Annotated in this window: 14 protein-coding genes; 9 read left to right on the top strand and 5 right to left on the bottom strand. The window is 72.4% G+C overall.

All coding sequences use genetic code 11. The features are described from left to right. Positions 1–17: 17 nt before the first annotated feature. On the bottom strand, positions 18–3,515 hold the full coding sequence (mfd, locus tag AC0IW9_RS21800; protein WP_471650411.1) for a transcription-repair coupling factor: 3,498 nt from the start codon (positions 3,513–3,515) through the stop codon (positions 18–20). Next, positions 3,512–3,850, bottom strand: a complete 339-nt coding sequence (locus AC0IW9_RS21795) for a succinate dehydrogenase assembly factor 2 (protein ID WP_471650410.1) — start codon at positions 3,848–3,850, stop codon at positions 3,512–3,514. The genes mfd and AC0IW9_RS21795 overlap by 4 nt, the downstream gene beginning before the upstream one ends. Before the next feature lie 84 nt (positions 3,851–3,934). On the opposite strand from AC0IW9_RS21795, the gene AC0IW9_RS21790 reads away from it, so the two are divergent. From AC0IW9_RS21790 to AC0IW9_RS21760, 7 genes are all read left to right on the top strand, one after another. Next, positions 3,935–5,899 carry an ATP-dependent DNA helicase RecG gene (locus AC0IW9_RS21790; RefSeq protein WP_471650409.1) on the top strand — a complete coding sequence of 655 codons (1,965 nt, stop codon included), beginning with the start codon at positions 3,935–3,937 and terminating at the stop codon, positions 5,897–5,899. A gap of 74 nt (positions 5,900–5,973) precedes the next feature. After that, entirely contained in the window at positions 5,974–6,711 is a 738-nt protein-coding gene (locus tag AC0IW9_RS21785) for an ABC transporter ATP-binding protein (protein ID WP_471650408.1), read from the top strand. Then, a complete protein-coding gene (locus AC0IW9_RS21780) occupies positions 6,711–7,442 on the top strand; it encodes an ABC transporter permease (RefSeq protein WP_471650407.1) in 732 nt (243 codons plus the stop codon). The genes AC0IW9_RS21785 and AC0IW9_RS21780 overlap by 1 nt, the downstream gene beginning before the upstream one ends. Positions 7,443–7,446: 4 nt before the next feature. Then, a complete protein-coding gene (locus tag AC0IW9_RS21775; protein WP_471650406.1) occupies positions 7,447–9,420 on the top strand; it encodes a GldG family protein in 1,974 nt (657 codons plus the stop codon). Positions 9,421–9,433: 13 nt separating this feature from the next. Beyond that, complete coding sequence (locus AC0IW9_RS21770; RefSeq protein ID WP_471650405.1) at positions 9,434–10,474, top strand: DUF4340 domain-containing protein; 1,041 nt, start codon at positions 9,434–9,436, stop codon at positions 10,472–10,474. Next, positions 10,471–10,908, top strand: coding sequence for an NUDIX hydrolase (locus AC0IW9_RS21765; RefSeq protein ID WP_471650404.1), 438 nt, complete (start codon positions 10,471–10,473; stop codon positions 10,906–10,908). The genes AC0IW9_RS21770 and AC0IW9_RS21765 overlap by 4 nt, the downstream gene beginning before the upstream one ends. A 25-nt stretch (positions 10,909–10,933) precedes the next feature. Next, positions 10,934–11,935: a Bug family tripartite tricarboxylate transporter substrate binding protein gene (locus tag AC0IW9_RS21760; RefSeq protein WP_471650403.1), complete on the top strand. Its 1,002-nt coding sequence runs from the start codon at positions 10,934–10,936 to the stop codon at positions 11,933–11,935. A 7-nt stretch (positions 11,936–11,942) separates the two neighbouring features. Here the strand turns inward: AC0IW9_RS21760 and AC0IW9_RS21755 are convergent, their stop codons facing one another. Further along, positions 11,943–13,520 (bottom strand): AMP-binding protein, encoded by a 1,578-nt coding sequence (locus tag AC0IW9_RS21755; RefSeq protein WP_471650402.1) that lies wholly within the window; start codon positions 13,518–13,520, stop codon positions 11,943–11,945. 65 nt (positions 13,521–13,585) lie between these two features. Further along, entirely contained in the window at positions 13,586–14,551 is a 966-nt protein-coding gene (msrP, locus tag AC0IW9_RS21750; protein WP_471650401.1) for a protein-methionine-sulfoxide reductase catalytic subunit MsrP, read from the bottom strand. Positions 14,552–14,877: 326 nt separating this feature from the next. Here msrP and AC0IW9_RS21745 point away from each other — a divergent pair, with 326 nt between their 5' ends. After that, positions 14,878–15,657: a response regulator transcription factor gene (locus AC0IW9_RS21745; RefSeq protein WP_471650400.1), complete on the top strand. Its 780-nt coding sequence runs from the start codon at positions 14,878–14,880 to the stop codon at positions 15,655–15,657. A gap of 94 nt (positions 15,658–15,751) precedes the next feature. Further along, positions 15,752–16,495 carry a lytic transglycosylase domain-containing protein gene (locus AC0IW9_RS21740; RefSeq protein ID WP_471650399.1) on the top strand — a complete coding sequence of 248 codons (744 nt, stop codon included), beginning with the start codon at positions 15,752–15,754 and terminating at the stop codon, positions 16,493–16,495. 48 nt (positions 16,496–16,543) lie between these two features. Here the strand turns inward: AC0IW9_RS21740 and AC0IW9_RS21735 are convergent, their stop codons facing one another. Further along, the gene (locus tag AC0IW9_RS21735) at positions 16,544–17,029 is read right to left on the bottom strand and encodes a DUF192 domain-containing protein (protein WP_471650398.1); all 486 of its coding nucleotides are present in this window, start codon (positions 17,027–17,029) and stop codon (positions 16,544–16,546) included. Between the last annotated feature and the right edge of the window lie 6 nt (positions 17,030–17,035).

Here is a 17,035-nt window from a genome sequence, read left to right as displayed (position 1 = left end):
CGCCAAGCGCAAGCGGCTTAAGCCGCCTTCGCCTGCGCCACCACCTTCACCAGGGCCCCGAGCAATTCCTTCGCCACCCGGATCCGCTGCGGCAGTTCCATCTCCCGCAGCAAGGCCAGCTTGTGGTCCGGCCGCAGCTTCACCAGCCCCTTCTGCGCCGTCACCCAGCTGATCAGCCCGCCGGGGTTGCGGAACTGGTTGCGGTGGAAGCCGAGCACCACGCCCTTCGGCCCGGCATCCAGCTTCTCCACCCCCGCCGCCCGGCAGAGCGCCTTGATGGCGACCACCTGCAGCAGGTTCTCCACCTCGGCAGGCAGGGTGCCGAAGCGGTCGGCCAGCTCGGCCGCCATCGCCTCCACCTCCGCCTCGCTGCCCAGGCTGCCGATCCGCCGATACAGCCCGAGCCGCACCGGCAGGTCGCGCACGTACTCCTCGGGGATCAGCACCGGCAGGCCGAGGTTGATGTTGGGCGTCCAGTCGCGGGCATAGTCGGCCTCGGACTTCTTCTTCCCCTGGCCCGATTTGATGTCGGCGACCGCGTCTTCCAGCATCTGCTGGTACAGCTCGATGCCGACCTCGCGGATATGGCCGGACTGCTCGTCGCCCAGCAGGTTGCCGGCGCCGCGCAGGTCGAGGTCGTGGCTCGCCAGGGTGAAGCCGGCGCCGAGGTTATCCAGCGTCTGCATCACCTCCAGCCGCTTCTGCGCCGCGGCCGAGAGCCGGTGGCTCTGCGGCCAGGTGAGGTAGGCATAGCCGCGCTGCTTGCCGCGCCCGACCCGGCCGCGCAGCTGATAGAGCTGCCCCAGGCCGAACATGTCGGCGCGGTGGATGATCAGCGTATTCACCGCCGGCATGTCGAGGCCCGATTCGACGATATTGGTCGAGAGCAGGATGTCGTGCTTGCCGTCGCCGAACTCGGTCATCACCTGCTCGAGCCGGGTCGGCGCCAGCTGGCCATGCGCCTCGATGATCCGCGCCTCCGGCACGATCTCCCGCATCCGGTCGGCGACCTTGGCCATGTCCTCCAGGCGGGGGACCACGCAGAAGATCTGCCCGCCGCGGAAGCGCTCGCGCTGGATCGCCTCCCGCAGCACCACCCCGTCCCAGGGCATGATGAAGGTCCGCACCGCCAGCCGATCGACCGGCGGCGTGGCGATGATGCTCATCTCCCGCACGCCGGTCAGCGCCAGCTGCAGGGTGCGCGGAATCGGCGTCGCGGTCAGCGTCAGCACATGGACGTCGGTCTTGAGGGACTTCAGCTTCTCCTTGTGGGCGACGCCGAAATGCTGCTCCTCGTCGACGATCACCAGCCCCAGCTCGGCGAATTCGATCGACTTCGCCAGCAGCGCATGGGTGCCGACGACGATATTGACGGAGCCGTCCTTCACCCCTTCCCGCACCACCGCCGCATCCTTGGCCGTCACCATGCGGGAGAGCTGCGCGACCTTGATCGGCAACCCCTCGAAGCGGGCGGTGAAGGTGCGGTGATGCTGGCGGGCCAGCAGGGTGGTCGGCACCACCACCGCCACCTGCACGCCGGCCATGGCGACGACGAAGGCGGCGCGCAGCGCCACCTCGGTCTTGCCGAAGCCGACGTCGCCGCAAATCAGCCGGTCCATCGGCCGGCCCGAGGCCAGGTCCTCGATGACATCGGCGATGGCGCGCTGCTGATCCTCGGTCTCGGCGAAGGGGAAGCGGGCGCAGAACTCGTCCCAGGCCCCCTCCGGCGGCGTCGCCAGCATCCCCTCCTTCACCTGCCGCTCGGCGGCGATGCGGATGAGCTGGCCGGCCATGTCCTGGATGCGCTGCTTGGCCTTCGCCTTGCGCGACTGCCAGGAGGTGCCGCCGAGCTTGTCGAGGGCGATGCCCGCCGTCTCGGTGCCGAAGCGCGACAGCACCTCGATATTCTCGACCGGCAGGAACAGCTTGTCGCCGCCGTCGTACAGCAGCCGCAGGCAGTCGTGCGGCGCGCCATTCACCTCGATGGTGGAAAGCCCGTCGTAGCGCCCGATGCCATGGTCCTGGTGCACCACCAGGTCACCCTGCTCGATGCCCGTCGCATCGGCGATGAACTGGTCGGCGCGCTTGCGCCGCCGCGGCGGCCGGGCGATCCGCTCGCCCAATAGGTCCTGCTCGCCGACAACCGAAAGCCCGAATTTCGCCCCGGTGGCGGTGGCCGGCGCGACGAAGCCGCGCTCGAGCCCGAGCACCGCCAGCGCGACCACCCCCTGGCCCAGCCCGCCGATCTGGCCGATGTCGTCGACCGGCTCGGCCGCGACCCCATTCTCCCGCAGCAGGTTGCCCAGCCGCTCGCGCGAGCCGCGGGTCCAGGCGGCCACCACCGGCCGGCGCCCGGCCTGCGCCATGGCCATGGCATGCTCGGCATAGGCCGCGAAGACGTTCTGCCCCGCGGTCCGCGCCTCGGTGAACAGCCGACCGGGACGGCCGCCGGCCTCGACGCCCTCGGCCTCTTCCACCCGGGCGAAGGGCGAAAGCCGGAACAGCGGCCCATCGGCCAGCATCGCATCCCAGCCGCGCCGGGTCAGGTACAGCGTCCCCGGCGGCGCCGGGCGGTAGGGCACCTCGCCCTCCTGGGTGCGGACCGGGGCGCGCCGGGCCTCGTAGTGGTCGGCCACCATCTCCAGCCGTGCCGCCAGCACGTCCTCCGCCTGGTGGTCCAGGCTGACGGAAGCTTCGGGCAGGTAGTCCAGCAGGGTCTCCATGGCTTCATGGAAGAGCCCGGCCCAATGCTCCATCCCCGGGTGCTTCCGCCCGGCGCTGATCGAGGCATAGAGCGGATCGGAGGCTGCCGCCGCGCCGAACAGGTCGCGGTAGCCGGCCCGGAAGCGGGCGATCGACGGCTCGTCGAGGAAGACCTCCCCCACCGGCCGCAGCCAGAGCTGGGTGAGCGCCGCGCCGCTGCGCTGGCTGCCGGTGTCGATGCGGCGGATACTCTCGATCTCGTCGCCGAACATGTCGAGCCGGATCGGATCCGGCTCGCCCGAGGGGTAGAGGTCGATGATCCCGCCGCGGACCGCGTATTCCCCCGGCTCCATGACGGTGCCGGAGCGGCCGTAGCCATTGGCCTCGAGGAAGGCGATCAGCGCCTCCGGCTTCACCCGCCCGCCTTTCTTCAGCAGCAGGGTGGCATCCCGGAACACCGCCCGCGGCGGCACCTTCTGCACCAGGGCATTCACCGTGGTGACGACGATGCGCGGCCGCCGCCCCGGCTCCAGCAAACGGGTCAGGGTCGAGACCCGCTCGGCCACGATCTCCGGATTGGGCGAGACCCGGTCGTAGGGCAGGCAGTCCCAGGCCGGGAAGCGCAGCACCTCCACGTCGGGCGCGAAGAAGCCCAGCGCCTCGATCATCCGGGCGGTGCGGGCATCGTCGCGGCAGACATGGATGATGGGCGCATCCGTCTCGGCCCGGCGGCGGGCCAGCAGCAGGGCATCGAAGCCCTCCGGCGCGCCATGGATGGTCAGGCCGCGGCTTGGTGCCTGCGCCTCGCTCATGCGCGACGCAACTCCGGCGGCAGGCCGGCGCCGGACCCGGCGCATTCCACCACCATCCGGTCCAGCATCGGGCTGCGGCAGTCCTCCGGCACCGGTCGCCGCCCGGTCAGCCAGTCCGAGAGGTCCACGTCCGGGAATTCCAGCGTGGCCTCCAGGTCGTCCAGCTCCGCGGCGGAGAAGCCCGCGACCAGCCGCTGCACGAAGGCGCCGATCATCAGGTCGGCCTCCTTGGTGCCCCGGTGATGGGCGCGGAACAGCAGCCGCCGCCGTCGCGGGTCGAGCTCCGGTGCTGGGTCGGGGATCGGTTCTGATGTCGTATCGGGTGTGTGGGGCATGTCGTCGATGCGTCTGGGGGCTGGCATATAGAGGCGCATGGGAATCCTGTCAGCCCGACGCAGCAGCCGCATCACCGGTTCCGCGTGACGAATGTGGAAGAAATCGCCGGGGGGCTCGATCTGAGGCCCCTGCTGGCCCCACTTGCCAGCCTGCCCGGCGTCGGCCCGCTCATCGCCAAGCGGTTGGCGGAGGCGGTCGGCGGCGACCGGGTGCTGGACCTGCTGTTCCACCTGCCGGAACGCTATGCCCATCGCCTGCCGGTGCAAAGCCCGGAGGATGCCCCGCCCGAGACCGAGGTGATCCTGCCCGCCCTGGTCCTCGGCATGCGCCCGGCCCGCTCGCGCACCGGCCGGCCCTTCGTCGAGCTGCGGGCCGAATCGGCCGGCCGCCGCCTGGTCGTCCGCTTCATCAACGGCCGCATGGACTGGCTGGGCAGGCTGCTGCCGGAAGGCAGCGAGCGCCTCTTCGCCGGCAAGGTGAAGCCCGAGGGCGAGGCCTTCTCCATGATCAACCCGCTGACCGCCACCGGCCCGGAAGGCATGCCGGAGCTGGAGCCGGTCTGGCCGCTGGTCCAGGGCCTCCGCCTCGCCCAGGTCGCCCGCGCCCGGCTCGCCTATGACGAGGCCCTGGCCGGGCAGCTCGCCCTGGGCCTGGTCCGCCGCCGGGTCCGGCTCCGCCCCGGCAGGGCGCTGGGCGGCGACGGCCGCCTGCGGGCCGCGGCACTGGCCGCCTTCGGCCATCCCCTCACCGGCTCCCAGGCGCATGCCCTGGCCGAGATCGATGCCGACCTCGCCGCGCCGCACCAGATGCTGCGGCTGCTGCAGGGCGACGTCGGCTCCGGCAAGACGCTGGTGGCGGTGCTGGCCATGCTCCGCGCCGTGGAATCGGGCGCCCAGGCCGCGCTCATGGCGCCCACCGAGCTGCTGGCCCGCCAGCATATCCGGACGCTCGACCGGCTCTGCACCCCGGCCGGCATCCGGGTCGAGCTGCTGGCCGGCAGCGTCAAGGGCGCCCAGCGGAAGCGGGTCCTGGCCGGCCTCGCCAGCGGCGCGGTGCAGATCATCGTCGGCACCCATGCGCTGTTCCAGGAGGGCGTGATCTTCCGCGACCTGGCGCTGGCGGTGGTCGACGAGCAGCACCGCTTCGGCGTCGCCCAGCGGCTTCTGCTCGCCGGGAAGGGCGCCCAGGGCCAGGCCCCGGCCGACATGCTGGTGATGACCGCGACGCCCATCCCCCGCACCCTGCTGCTGACCCAATGGGGGGAGATGGCGGTCTCCCGCCTGCTGGAGAAGCCCGCCGGGCGGAAGCCGATCGATACCCGCCTCTATCCCTCCGGCCGGCTGCCCGAGGTGGTCCAGGCCATCGGCCGCGCCATGGACCGCGGCGCCCGGGTCTATTGGGTCTGCCCGCATGTCGCCGAATCGGAGCTGCTGGACGTCGCCGCCGCCGAGACCCGCTTCGCCGAGCTGACCCAATGCTTCCCCGGCAAGGTCGGCCTGGCGCATGGCCGGCTGGACCCGGAGGTCCGCGAGGCCGCGATCCGCGACTTCGCCGCCGGCCGGACGACCTTGCTGGTGGCGACCACCGTCATCGAGGTCGGCGTCGACGTGCCGGAGGCGACGGTCATGGTGATCGAGCACGCCGAGCGCTTCGGCCTCGCCCAGCTCCACCAGCTCCGCGGCCGGGTCGGCCGCGGCTCGGCGGCCAGCTACTGCATGCTGCTCTACGACGAGGCGCTCGGCCTCGCCTCCCGCGAGCGGCTGCTGACGCTGCGCGACACCGAGGATGGCTTCGTCATCGCCGATGCCGATTTCCGCCTGCGCGGCGGCGGCGAGGCGCTCGGCACCCGCCAGTCCGGCGCCCCGGTCTTCCGCCTCGGCCTGCCCGAGGCCGATCTGCAGGACGGGCTCATCACCATGGCCAACCGCGACGCGGCGCTGCTGCTGGAGAAGGACCCGAGCCTCGCCGGCCCCCGTGGCGCGGCGGCCCGGCTGCTGCTGCGGCTGTTCGGGCGGGAGGCGGCGATGGAGACCTTGCGGGCGGGTTAAACGCCGGGGGGGTTTTGCAACCGGTCACTTCCGAGTAAGCCCGAGCGCATTGGGGCTTTCTCAGGGGGTACGCCTTGGCCGCGCTGATCGAGATCGAGCGCCTCACCAAACGCTTCGGCGGCTTCACCGCCGTCGACGACGTCTCCTTCACCGTGGACCGGGGCGAGGTCCTCGGCTTCCTCGGGCCCAATGGCGCCGGGAAGTCCACCACCATGCGCATGCTGGCCGGCTTCATGCCGCCGAGTGCCGGCACCGCCCGCATCTGCGGCGCCGATGTGGTGGACCAGCCGGTCGCCGCCAAGCGCAGCCTCGGCTTCCTGCCGGAAGGCGCGCCGACCTATCCGGAGATGAGCGTCACCGGCTTCCTCGCCTTCACCGGCCGCATCCGCGGCTTCAAGGGCAGCGAGCTCACCGACCGGGTCGACCATGCGATGCACCTGACCCAGCTCGAGGGTGTCCGGCTGCAGCCGATCGAGACCCTCTCCAAGGGCTTCAAGCGCCGCGTCGGCCTCGCCCAGGCGCTGCTGCACGACCCGCCCGTGCTGGTGCTGGACGAGCCGACCGACGGCCTCGACCCCAACCAAAAGCATGAGGTGCGCGAGCTGATCCGCCGCATGGCCCCCGAGAAGGCCATCGTCATCAGCACCCACATCCTCGAGGAAGTCGCCGCCGTCTGCACCCGCGCCATCATCATCGCCCGAGGCCGGGTCGTGGTGGATGCCGCGCCGACGGTCTTCGAGGACAGCGGCCGCAGCCTGGAGGAGGTCTTCCGCAGCCTCACCCTCGGCAGGCCACATGAGGAGGCCGCCTGATGGCGCCCGCGCTGATCGTCGCCCGGCGGGAGCTGGCCGGCTACTTCGCCACCCCCGTCGCCTATGTCTTCATCGTCATCTTCCTGGTGCTGGCCGGCGCCCTGACCTTCACGCTGGGGAACTTCTTCGGCCGCGGCCAGGCCGACCTGATCCCCTTCTTCTCCTTCGTCCCCTGGCTGTTTCTCTTCCTCGTCCCGGCGCTGACCATGCGGCTCTGGGCGGAGGAGCGCCGGCTCGGCACGATCGAGCTGCTGCTGACCCTGCCGCTGCCGCAATGGCAGGCGGTCGTCGGCAAGTTCCTCGCTGCCTGGGCCTTCTGCGGCATCGCGCTCGCGCTGACCTTCCCGCTCTGGATCACCGTCAACATCCTCGGCAGCCCGGACAACGGCGTCATTCTCTCGGGCTATGTCGGCTGCCTGCTGGTCGCCGGCGCCTATCTCGCCCTCGGCGCCGCCATCTCGGCCGGCACCAAGAACCAGGTGGTCGCCTTCGTCCTCGCGGTCGCGCTCTGCTTCGTCTTCGCCGCCGCCGGCAGCCCGGTGGTGACCGAATTCCTCGACAGCCGCATCCCGCAGCTCGCCGAGGTCGCCCGCGCCCTGTCCGTCGCGGACCGCTTCGGCGGCTTCACCCGCGGCGTGATCGCGGCCCGCGACATCCTGTTCTTCGCCAGCTTCATCGGCTTCTTCCTGTTCGTGAATGCCGTCGTGCTCGACCATCGGAAGGCGGACTAGGCGCATGAGCGACACCGCACCCCTGTTCCAGCCGGCCCCGCCGCCGCCGCGCCCCCGCAGCCGCCGCCTCGGCACCTCCGTGCTCGGCCTGCTGGCCGCCGCCGTGCTCGCCATCGGCGTCAACATGCTGGCCGACCGGCTGCTGACCCGCGCCCGGATCGACCTCACCAGCCAGCGCCTCTACACCCTCTCGGAGGGCACCCGTCAGGTGCTCGGCGGCCTCGCCGACCCCGTCACCCTCCGCCTCTTCTACTCGAAGCGCCTCGGCGCCGAGATCCCGATGTACGGCGCCTATGCCGACCGGGTGCGGGAGATGCTGGCCGAATACGCCTCGCTCTCCACCGGCAAGGTGAAGCTCGAGGTCTTCGATCCCGAGCCCTTCTCGGAGACCGAGGACCGCGCCATGGCCTATGGCCTGCAGGGCGTCCCGGTCGACCAGTCCGGCGAGCAGGTCTACTTCGGCCTCGCCGGCACCAACCTGGTGGACGACGAGAAGACCGTCGCCTTCTTCCAGCCGGACCGCGAGCGCTTCCTCGAATACGATCTCACCCGGCTGGTCTACGACCTGTCCAACCCGCGCCGCCCGACCATCGGGGTGATGAGCGCCCTGCCGCTGAATGGCGACCCGCGGGCGATGATGATGCGCCAGCCGCAGCTCGGCCAGCCGGCGGTGGTGATGACCCAGCTCCGCCAGTTCTTCACCGTGAAGGACATCCCGCTCGATGCCCAGGTGATCGAGCCCGACGTCCAGGTCCTGGTCGTTGCCCATCCGCAGGGCATCGGCGAGGCCGCGCAATACGCCATCGACCAATTCGTCATGCGCGGCGGCAAGCTCTTCGTCCTCACCGACCCGCATTCCGAAAGCCAGGCGAGCCGCCCCGGCCCGAATGGCCAGCCGCCGGCCGAGACCGCGTCGTCCCTGGAGCGCCTGCTGAATGCCTGGGGCGTCGAGGCGCCCTCGGACAAGGTGGTGCTCGACCTGCGCGGCGCCTGGCGGGTCCGCGCCGGGCCGCAGGACCGGGTGCAGGCGGTGGATTACGTCGCCTGGTACAACCTGCAGTCCGATAGCCTGAACCGCGCCGACGTGGCGCTGGCCCAGCTCGAGCAGATCACCGTCGCCTCCGCCGGCGAGCTGCGCAAGAAGGAGGGCAGCACGGTCGAATTCACCCCGCTGCTGACCACCTCGCCGCAGGCCATGGTGGTGGATGCCGCCCGGGTCCGCCAGGACCCGAGCCCGACCCGGCTGCTGGCCGATTTCCGCGCCGACAATACCCGCCACGTCCTCGCCGCCCGGCTGCGCGGCCAGCTCCCCACCGCCTTCCCCGATGGCCCACCCGCCGTCGCCGAGGGCCAGGAACGCCCGGCCGATTTCCCCGCCCACCTGGCGCGGACCGAGGGCGCGGCCAATATCGTCGTCTTCAACGACAGCGACGTGCTGGAGGACCGCTTCTGGGTCCGGGTGCAGGATTTCTTCGGCCAGCAGGTGGCGACGCCGATCAGCGGCAACGGCGCCCTGGTCACCAACCTGGTCGATACGCTCGGCGGCTCCGATGCCCTCATCTCGCTCCGCTCGCGCGGCGAGAGCCTCAGGCCCTTCGAGCTGGTCGAGGACATCCGCCGCAATGCCGATGCCCAGTACCGCCAGACCGAGCGCACGCTGACCCAGACGCTGGAGACGACCGAACGCAAGCTCCGCGACCTCCGCCAGGGTACGCCGGCGGGGCCACCCGGCGAGCGCAACCAGAACCAGTCCGTCATCACCCCCGAGCAGCGCGCCGAGATCGACGCGGCGCGGGAGGAGATCATCCGCACCCGCCGCCAGCTCCGCGCCGTGCAGCTGGAATTGCGCCGCGACATCGAGGGGCTGGAGACCACGCTGCGTATCGTCAACATCGCCCTGGTCCCGGCCCTGCTGACCGCCTTCGCGGTCGGCCTCGCCGTGGTCCGCACCCGCCGCCGCGCCGCGGCGCGGGCCTGAGGAGGGCCACCGCATGGAACGCCGGACCCTCCTCATCCTCGGCGGCGCCGCCGTCGTCTCGGTCGGCGCCGCCCTGGTGCTGACGCCCGACACCCTGCGCGAGCGCGAGGCCACCGCCGGGACGCTGGCCTTCGAAGGCCTCGCCGCGAAGCTGCGCGAGGCCCAGAAGATCGAGGTCCGCAAGCCCGACGCCACCCTGGTGCTGGTCCGCCAGGGGGATGCCTGGGTGCTGCCCGACCGCGGCAACTATCCCGTCCGCGCCGAGAAGGTGCGCGAGCTGCTGGTCGGCCTGACCGAGCTGCGGCTGATCGAGGCCCGCACCGCCGACGCCGGCCAGCTCGACCGCCTCGGCGTCGACGACCCGACGCGGGCCGGCAGCACCGCCGTCCTGCTCCGCATCCTCGGCCCGCGCGACCTGCCGATCGCCGAGCTGGTCATCGGCCGCCGCCGGGTCCGCACCCAGGGCAACGTGCCGGAGACGATCTATGTCCGCCGCCCCGCCGAGGCCCAGGCCTGGCTGGCCGAGGGGCGGCTGGCGGTCGATGCCGACCCGCAGCTCTGGGTCGACCGCGACATCGCCAACATCGCCCAGGACCGCGTCCGCCGCGTGGTGGTCCGCCGGGTGAACGAGGCCGAGGTGGTGCTCGGCCGCGGCGAGGAGCCGGAGGCCAGGCTCCGCATCCTGATCCCCGCGGACCCGCCCTCCTTCGACGAGGTGGCGCTGGACGAGGTCGCCCGCTGCTTCGAATACCTCACCTTCCTCGACGTGAAGCCGGAGGCGACCGTCCAAGGCACCGCCCTCGGCGAGACCCGCTTCACGCTGGCCGACGGAATGACGGTGACGGTCTGGCCGAGCCGCGAGGGCGAGAACCTCTGGATCAAGCTGCGTGCCGAGGGCGGGGCGGAAGGCGCCACGCTCAATGCCCGCTGGACCGGCTGGGCCTATCAGACCGGCGTCTGGAAGGAGAAGGCCTTCATTCCCCGGCTTGAGGAATTGCTGGAACGCGAAGCGCCGCCCGCGGCCCCCGCAACGCCGCCCGCCCCCGTCCGGTGACCGGCCGCGAATACCCCGACCGGCCCTGGGTCGGCATCGGCATCATCGTCTTCGACGGCCCGCCGGAGGCCGAGCGGGTGCTGCTCGCCCGCCGCGGCAAGGCGCCCCGCATCGGCAGCTGGTCATTGCCCGGCGGCGCCCAGCACCTGGGCGAACGCGCCGAGGCCGCCGCCCGCCGCGAGCTGATGGAGGAGACCGGCCTCGAGGTCGGCCCCCTGACCCTCGCCGCCGTGATCGATGCCATCACCACCGACGACCAGGGCGTCCGCTACCACTACACCATCATCGACTACTGCGCCCGCCGGTCCGGCGGCGAGGCCCGGCCCGGCGACGACGTCGCCGCCGTCGCCTGGGCGCTGGTCGAGGAATTGCCCAGCTACGACCTCACCCCCGAAGTGCTGCGGGTCATCGCCGAGGCCCGCGGCCGCGTATAGGCTGCCGGCACAAGGAGACCGATCCATGCCAGGACGCCGCCCATTCCTGTTTGCCGCCGCCCTGCTCGGCGCCCCCGCCGTCGCCCCGGCCCTGGCCCAGCCCATCGCCGGCGGCCGTCCCATCCGGCTGATCGTGCCCTTCCCGCCCGGCGGCGCGGTCGACATCCTCGGCCGGCTGCTGGCCGAGAGGCTCGGCCCGGCGCTCGGGCAGAATGTCGTGGTTGAGAATCGCGGCGGCGCCGGCGGCAACATCGGCGCCGATGCCCTGGCCAAGGCCATCCCCGACGGCACCAGCCTCGGGCTCATCAGCGCCACCACCCTCTGCGCCGCGCCCAGCCTCTACAAGGCCATGGCCTTCGACCCGCAGAAGGACCTCGCCCCGGTTTCCATGATCACCACCGGCGCGGTGCTCTGCGTGGTGAATGCCGAGACCGCCGCGAAGCGCGGCTGGACCGACTTCGCCAGCCTCGTCGCCTGGGGCCGGGCGCATCCGGAGGAGATCCGCATGGGTTCCTCCGGCACCGGCACCACCAGCCACCTGACCATCGCCGCGGTGAACCAGGCGACCGGCGCCCGCATCACCCACGTGCCCTATCGCGGCGGCGGCCCCGCCATCAACGACCTGCTGGCCGGCACCATCGACATGATGTTCGACGTCATGCCGGCGCTGATGCCGCATGTGGAAGCCGGCAAGTTCAAGCCGCTCGCGGTCAGCAGCGCCCGGCGCGTGCCAATCCTGCCGGAAGTCCCCGGCATGGCCGACCTCGCCGCGCTCGGCCTTGGCGACCTCGATATCCAGAGCTGGAACGCGGTGATGACCACCACCGGCACCCCGGCGCCGGTGATCGCCCGGCTCGCTGAGGCGGTCCGCGCCCTGGCCGCCGAACCGGCCTTCATCGAGCGGCTCCGCCCGCTCGGCTATCAGGTCATCACCAGCGAGGCACCGGAGGCCCTGGCCGAGCGCATCCGGACCGAGACGCCGCGCTGGGCACGGCTGGTCGAGATCTCCGGCGCGCGGCTCGACTGACGCCGCTTCAGGCGGCGGGCAGCGCCGCCTCGTCCAGCTTGCCGCCGGGCAGCCGCGGCAGCGCCGCCAGCGGCACCAGCCGGGCCGGCTGCATCGGGCCCGGCAGCGCCTGCCGCAGCCGCGCCCGCAGCCGCTCGGCCAGCCCCTCCGCCGCGCCGGGCGCCGGCACGACATAGGCCAGCAGCAGCACCCGCCCGGCGTCCGTCCGCGCCACCACGGCCGCCTCCGCCACCTCCGGGCTCTGCCGCAGCACCGTCTCCACCTCGGCCAGCTCCACCCGCTGGCCGTTGACCTTCACCATCCGGTCGAGCCGCCCGAGCACCAGGAAGCTGCCATCCGCCGCCAGCCGCGCCAGGTCGCCGGTGCGGTAGATGCGCCGGGCCGGGTCGGCGGGATCGGGTTGCAGCCGCCCCGGCACCAGCCCGCCGTCCTGCCATTCGCCGAGCGCGGTGAAGCGGCTGCGGATGACCAGCTCCCCCGCCTCGCCCGGCGGGCAGGGCGCGCCCCGCTCGTCCTGGATCATCGCCTCGGTCTCGGGGTCGAGCACCCCGGCGGCGATGCGGTGCGGGTCCTGGGCATCCTCCGGCCGGGCGAACCAAGTGGTGCCCGGCGCCTCGGTCGCGCCATAGCCGCCGAGGATCAGGCAGTCCCGCGGCAGGCAGCCGGCCAGCAGCGCCACGTCGCCCGGCAGCAGCGGCTCCCCGCTGGTGCGGATCGCCCGCAGCCCGGCCAGCATCGCCGGCGCCTCCGGCAGCCGCGCGATGCTCCGCAACAGCGAGGGCGCGGCCCGCAGCACCGTCACCGGCCGGCCGAGCAGCGCTTCCCGCAACTGCCGATGCCCCGCGGGGCCCAGCGCCAGCGCCTGGAAGGCGCAGCCCGCCAGCGGGACGAACAGGCTGAACAGCCCGGCGATCGCCGCGCCCGAGGTCACCGCCAGGAAGCGATCCGCCTCCCCCAGGTGCAGCCCGTCGATCAGCGCCGCCACCTGGTGCAGCACCGTCCGCTGGCTATGGACGATCGCCTTGGGCCGGCCGGTGCTGCCGGAGGTGCAGAGGATGAAGGCCGGCGCGTCCTGGCCGAGCGGCCCGTCGCCGAGGCTCCTCGCCGGCCCGGGCTCGAAGGCCCGTTCCACCGGCAGGACGGCGGCGCCGGGTGCCGCGACGCCTGCCTGCGCCACCACCTGCCGCGTCCCGGTCAGCCGCAGCAGCGCCGTGGTCCGCTCCGGCGGATGGCCGGCATCCAGCAGCACCGCCGGCCGGCCGGCGGCGAGGCAGGCGAAGACCGCCACCGGATAGGCGGCGCCATTGGGCAGCAGCAGGCCGACCGGCCCCGTTCCCTCCGCCAGCAGCCCGCCCAACCGTGCCACCGCCGCCGCCAATCCGGCGAAGCTCAGGCTGCGCCCGGCATCCTCGACCGCGATCCGTCCGGGATGCCGCGCCGCCGCCGCCCGCAGGCTCGCCAGCACCGGCCGGTCGCGCCCCGCGGCCCCGAAGATCCGCGCCGGCGGGCCGGCCGGGCCGCGGTAGTCCACCGGGATCTCGGGGGTGGCGATCCAGCCATCGGCCGCCGCCAGGGCCCGGGCCATCGCCCGCCCACGCAGGCTGGGCCCGAAGCGGAGCGCGCGGTCCGGCGCCGCCGCTTCCCCGTTCGTCAGGCCCAGAGCCGTTCCCGCTGCAGCCCGGTGTAGAGGTCGGCGACGAATTCGCCGTAGCCGTTGAACAGCCGGGTCGGCACCCGCTCCCCGGTGCCGAGCACCCGCTCGCTCGCCTGGCTCCAGCGCGGATGCGAGACCTCCGGGTTGATATTCGCCCAGAAGCCGTATTCCTGCGCCTGGATCGCCTCCCAGAAGGTCTTCGGCCGCTCCGCCACCAGGCTGATCTTCACCAGTGACTTGCCGGCCTTGAAGCCGTATTTCCAGGGCTGGTGGATGCGCAGCGGCGCGCCGTTCTGCGGCAGCAGCGGCTTGCCATAGGCGCCCACCACCATGAAGGAGAGGTCGTTGCCCGCCTCGGCCACCGTGCAGCCCTCGATATAGGGCCAGGGATACCAGGACTGCCGCAGCCCCGGCATCACCGCCGGGATCGCCGCCGTCTCGAAGCGGACATACTTCGCCTCGGACTTCACCCCGACCTGGGCCAGCAGCGCCGAGAGCGGGAAGCCGGTCCAGGGCACCACCATGGACCAGGCCTCGACGCAGCGCAGCCGATAGGCCCGCTCCTCCATCGGCATGGTGCGGATCAGGTCGTCGACGGAGAATTCGCGCGGGCTATCGACCAGCCCATCCACCTTCACCGTCCAGGGCCGCAGCGGCAGCCGCTGCGCCGGGCGGGAGATGGCCTTGTCGGTGCCGAACTCATAGTAGTTGTTGTAGGTCGTCGCCTCGCGCTCGGAGGTGATCTCGCGCCCCGGCGGGAAGCGCGGGTTGCGCGCCGGCGTCGGGAAATCGGCCGCACCCGGGCTCCCACCCTGGCCCGCACCCTGGGCCGAAGCCAGGCCCGGCAGCGCTACCCCGGCGGCGATCGCCCCCTTCATGGCCGCCCGGCGGCCGAAGACCAGCGACTCGGGAGTCACCTGGCTTTCCGGAATCTCCCAACCACGGCGCGTACGGATCAGCATCTCTGGCCTCCTCAACCCTGGGGCCGGGCGCCGCGCGGGATGGATTCCCGCCCGAGCGATCCGACCGCAACTACAACGAACCGGAGCACAACCCGCGCGCGAGCCCGGCGGATGCTCTCCAGAAGGGCCCTGCCCGGCCGGCGTCAAGCGCATGGCCGGCCTTGGCCCGAAGCAAGCCTTCGTCAGGGTGTTTCGCCAGAGCCACACCTCGGGTTACGCATACACGTAGGAGGCGAATTGAATTGTATTCTATATCCTGAACACTATCCTGTGATCACCCGGGGCTCCCGGCCTCTTGATCACACGTCTCACCGGCGGAGCAGCGCATGCATATCCTCATCGCCTCCCTTTCGACCAGCCCCGCGATCCTCGTGGCCGGCCTCGCCACCCTCGGGGTGCGCTGCGACGAAGCCGATGGGCTCGACGATCTGGCCTCCGTTCTCGCCCTCAGCGGTCCCTACGACGCGCTGGTGGTGCGGATGGATGGCCCGGCCGGCGACGTGCAGTCGGCCATCTGCGACCTGCGCCGCCGCGGCATCAGCGTGCCGGTCGCCATCCTCTGCGGCCGCACCCCGCAACCGGCGGAGGAGGAGGCGCTGCTGCATGCCGGCGCCGACGACGTGCTGCACAACCCGATCCACCTCCGCGTGCTGATGGCCCGGCTCCAGGCCCTCGCCCGCCGCGCCAGCGGCCATGCCTGCGCCCGGCTGGTCTGCGGCAACGTGGTGCTCGACCAGGCCCAGCATGCCGCGACGGTCGATGGCCGCCGGGTCAACCTCACCGCCCGGGAATTCGACTTCCTCGAGACCCTGATGCTGCACAAGGGCGTGCTCCTGACAAAGGAGCGCTTCATGACCAACCTCTACGCCGACGGCACCGCGCCGGATTCCAAGATCGTCGACGTCTTCGTCTGCAAGCTGCGGCGCAAGCTCGCCGAATGCGGCGCGGCCGAGATGATCCGCACCGTCTGGGGCCGCGGCTACGTCGCCTTCGAGCCGAGCCAGGCGACGGTCGACACCGCCCGCCGCGACCGCCGGCCGGAAGCGGCGGTCGATCCGGTGCCGCGCGGCTGGGTCCGCCGCAGCGGCATGCTCGCCACCGCCTGAGGGCCACCACCTGAGGGCCGGGCTTGCCGCCCCTGGCATGCCGCTTGCCCTCGAACCCCGTGTCCCGCATGCAGCGGGGCACGGGAGGACCGCGATGCCTGCACGCCCTGCCTTGCTTGCCTGCCTCCTCCTCGCCATCCCGGCGGCGGCCACGCCCCTCGCCGCGCCGGACGACGGCCGGCGCTGCCGCGCCGCCGTCGCCACCGCGGAACGCGAGGCCAATCTCCCGCCCCGCCTGATGGCCGCCATCGCCCGCGTCGAATCCGGTCGCCGCGACCCGGCCAGCGGCGAGACCCGGCCCTGGCCCTGGACCATCAATGCCGAGGGCCGCGGCAGCTTCTACCCGGACAAGGCGGCAGCTCTTGCCGCCGTGCGCGCCCTCCAGGCCCAGGGCGTGCGCTCCATCGACATCGGCTGCATGCAGGTGAACCTGCGCCACCACCCCAATGCCTTCGCCAGCCTCGAGGACGCCTTCGACCCCCTGGCCAATGCCCGCTACGCCGCTCGATTCCTGACCGAGCTGCAGGGCAGTCGCAACGACTGGATGGCCGCCGCCAGCGCCTACCATTCGCAGACCCCGGAATTCGCCGCGCCCTACCGCGCCCGGGTCGCCAGCGCCTGGGCGGTGGAACAGGGGCTGCCCGCCACGCCGCCGGTGCCCTCCCTCCCCGTCACCCGCCCGGGTCCGGCCGGCGGCGGCTTCATGCTCTCGAACGGTGCCGACCGCGCGCCCATCCTGGCCAATGCCAATCCCGGCAGCGGCCGCGGGCTCGAGGCCTATCGTGCCACGCCCATCCCGCTGGCCGGCCGCAGCCTGCCGCCGCCGCGGCGGCTCTAGCCGGCAAGACAGGCATTCCAGGAGTCGGCAGCGGCCGCGTGGGACAGTCTAGGGCGCGTTCCCGAAGATCCGCTGGATCACCCGGTCGCCGACCCGCAGCCCCAGACGCTCCGCCGTCCCCGCCGCCAGCTCCAGCGTCGCCCGCACCGGCCCGCCGCTGTTGATGGCCGCCAGCGAGTAGGGCACCGTCCGCTCGGCGATCCGGTGGATATGCCCGTCCGCGGTAATGAAGATCATGTCCAGCGAGGTGATGGTATTGCGCATCCACATGCTGGATTCGCGCGGCACGCCCCAGTCGAACAGCATTCCCTCGGCGGCGCCGACGCTCGGGCGGAACATCAGCCCGACCATCTGATGCTCCATCGCCAGGGCCATCTCGACCTTGAACTCGTGCCGGCGGCCGTCGCGGGTGATGAAGGCCAGCGGCTCCTCCGGCAGGCGCGGCTGGGGATCGGTCTGCGCCAGGGCCCTATGGGCCAGGGGAGGCGCGGCGAGGAGCAGCCCGGCAAGGCCGAGCAGGGAGCGACGGAGCATCGCCGC

The sequence above is a fragment of the Belnapia sp. AC561 genome (assembly GCF_979252845.1).
This window is presented reverse-complemented; position numbering and strand designations above follow the sequence as displayed.

Excerpts from the sequence above, each read along its gene's own strand:
- mfd (WP_471650411.1), bottom strand. The coding sequence starts at position 3,515 with ATGAGCGAGGCGCAGGCACCAAGCCGCGGCCTGACCATCCATGGCGCG.
- AC0IW9_RS21795 (WP_471650410.1), bottom strand. The coding sequence starts at position 3,850 with ATGCCCCACACACCCGATACGACATCAGAACCGATCCCCGACCCAGCA.
- AC0IW9_RS21780 (WP_471650407.1), top strand. The coding sequence starts at position 6,711 with ATGGCGCCCGCGCTGATCGTCGCCCGGCGGGAGCTGGCCGGCTACTTC.
- AC0IW9_RS21775 (WP_471650406.1), top strand. The coding sequence starts at position 7,447 with ATGAGCGACACCGCACCCCTGTTCCAGCCGGCCCCGCCGCCGCCGCGC.
- AC0IW9_RS21770 (WP_471650405.1), top strand. The coding sequence starts at position 9,434 with ATGGAACGCCGGACCCTCCTCATCCTCGGCGGCGCCGCCGTCGTCTCG.
- AC0IW9_RS21760 (WP_471650403.1), top strand. The coding sequence starts at position 10,934 with ATGCCAGGACGCCGCCCATTCCTGTTTGCCGCCGCCCTGCTCGGCGCC.
- AC0IW9_RS21755 (WP_471650402.1), bottom strand. The coding sequence starts at position 13,520 with ATGGCCCGGGCCCTGGCGGCGGCCGATGGCTGGATCGCCACCCCCGAG.
- msrP (WP_471650401.1), bottom strand. The coding sequence starts at position 14,551 with ATGCTGATCCGTACGCGCCGTGGTTGGGAGATTCCGGAAAGCCAGGTG.
- AC0IW9_RS21745 (WP_471650400.1), top strand. The coding sequence starts at position 14,878 with ATGCATATCCTCATCGCCTCCCTTTCGACCAGCCCCGCGATCCTCGTG.
- AC0IW9_RS21740 (WP_471650399.1), top strand. The coding sequence starts at position 15,752 with ATGCCTGCACGCCCTGCCTTGCTTGCCTGCCTCCTCCTCGCCATCCCG.
- AC0IW9_RS21735 (WP_471650398.1), bottom strand. The coding sequence starts at position 17,029 with ATGCTCCGTCGCTCCCTGCTCGGCCTTGCCGGGCTGCTCCTCGCCGCG.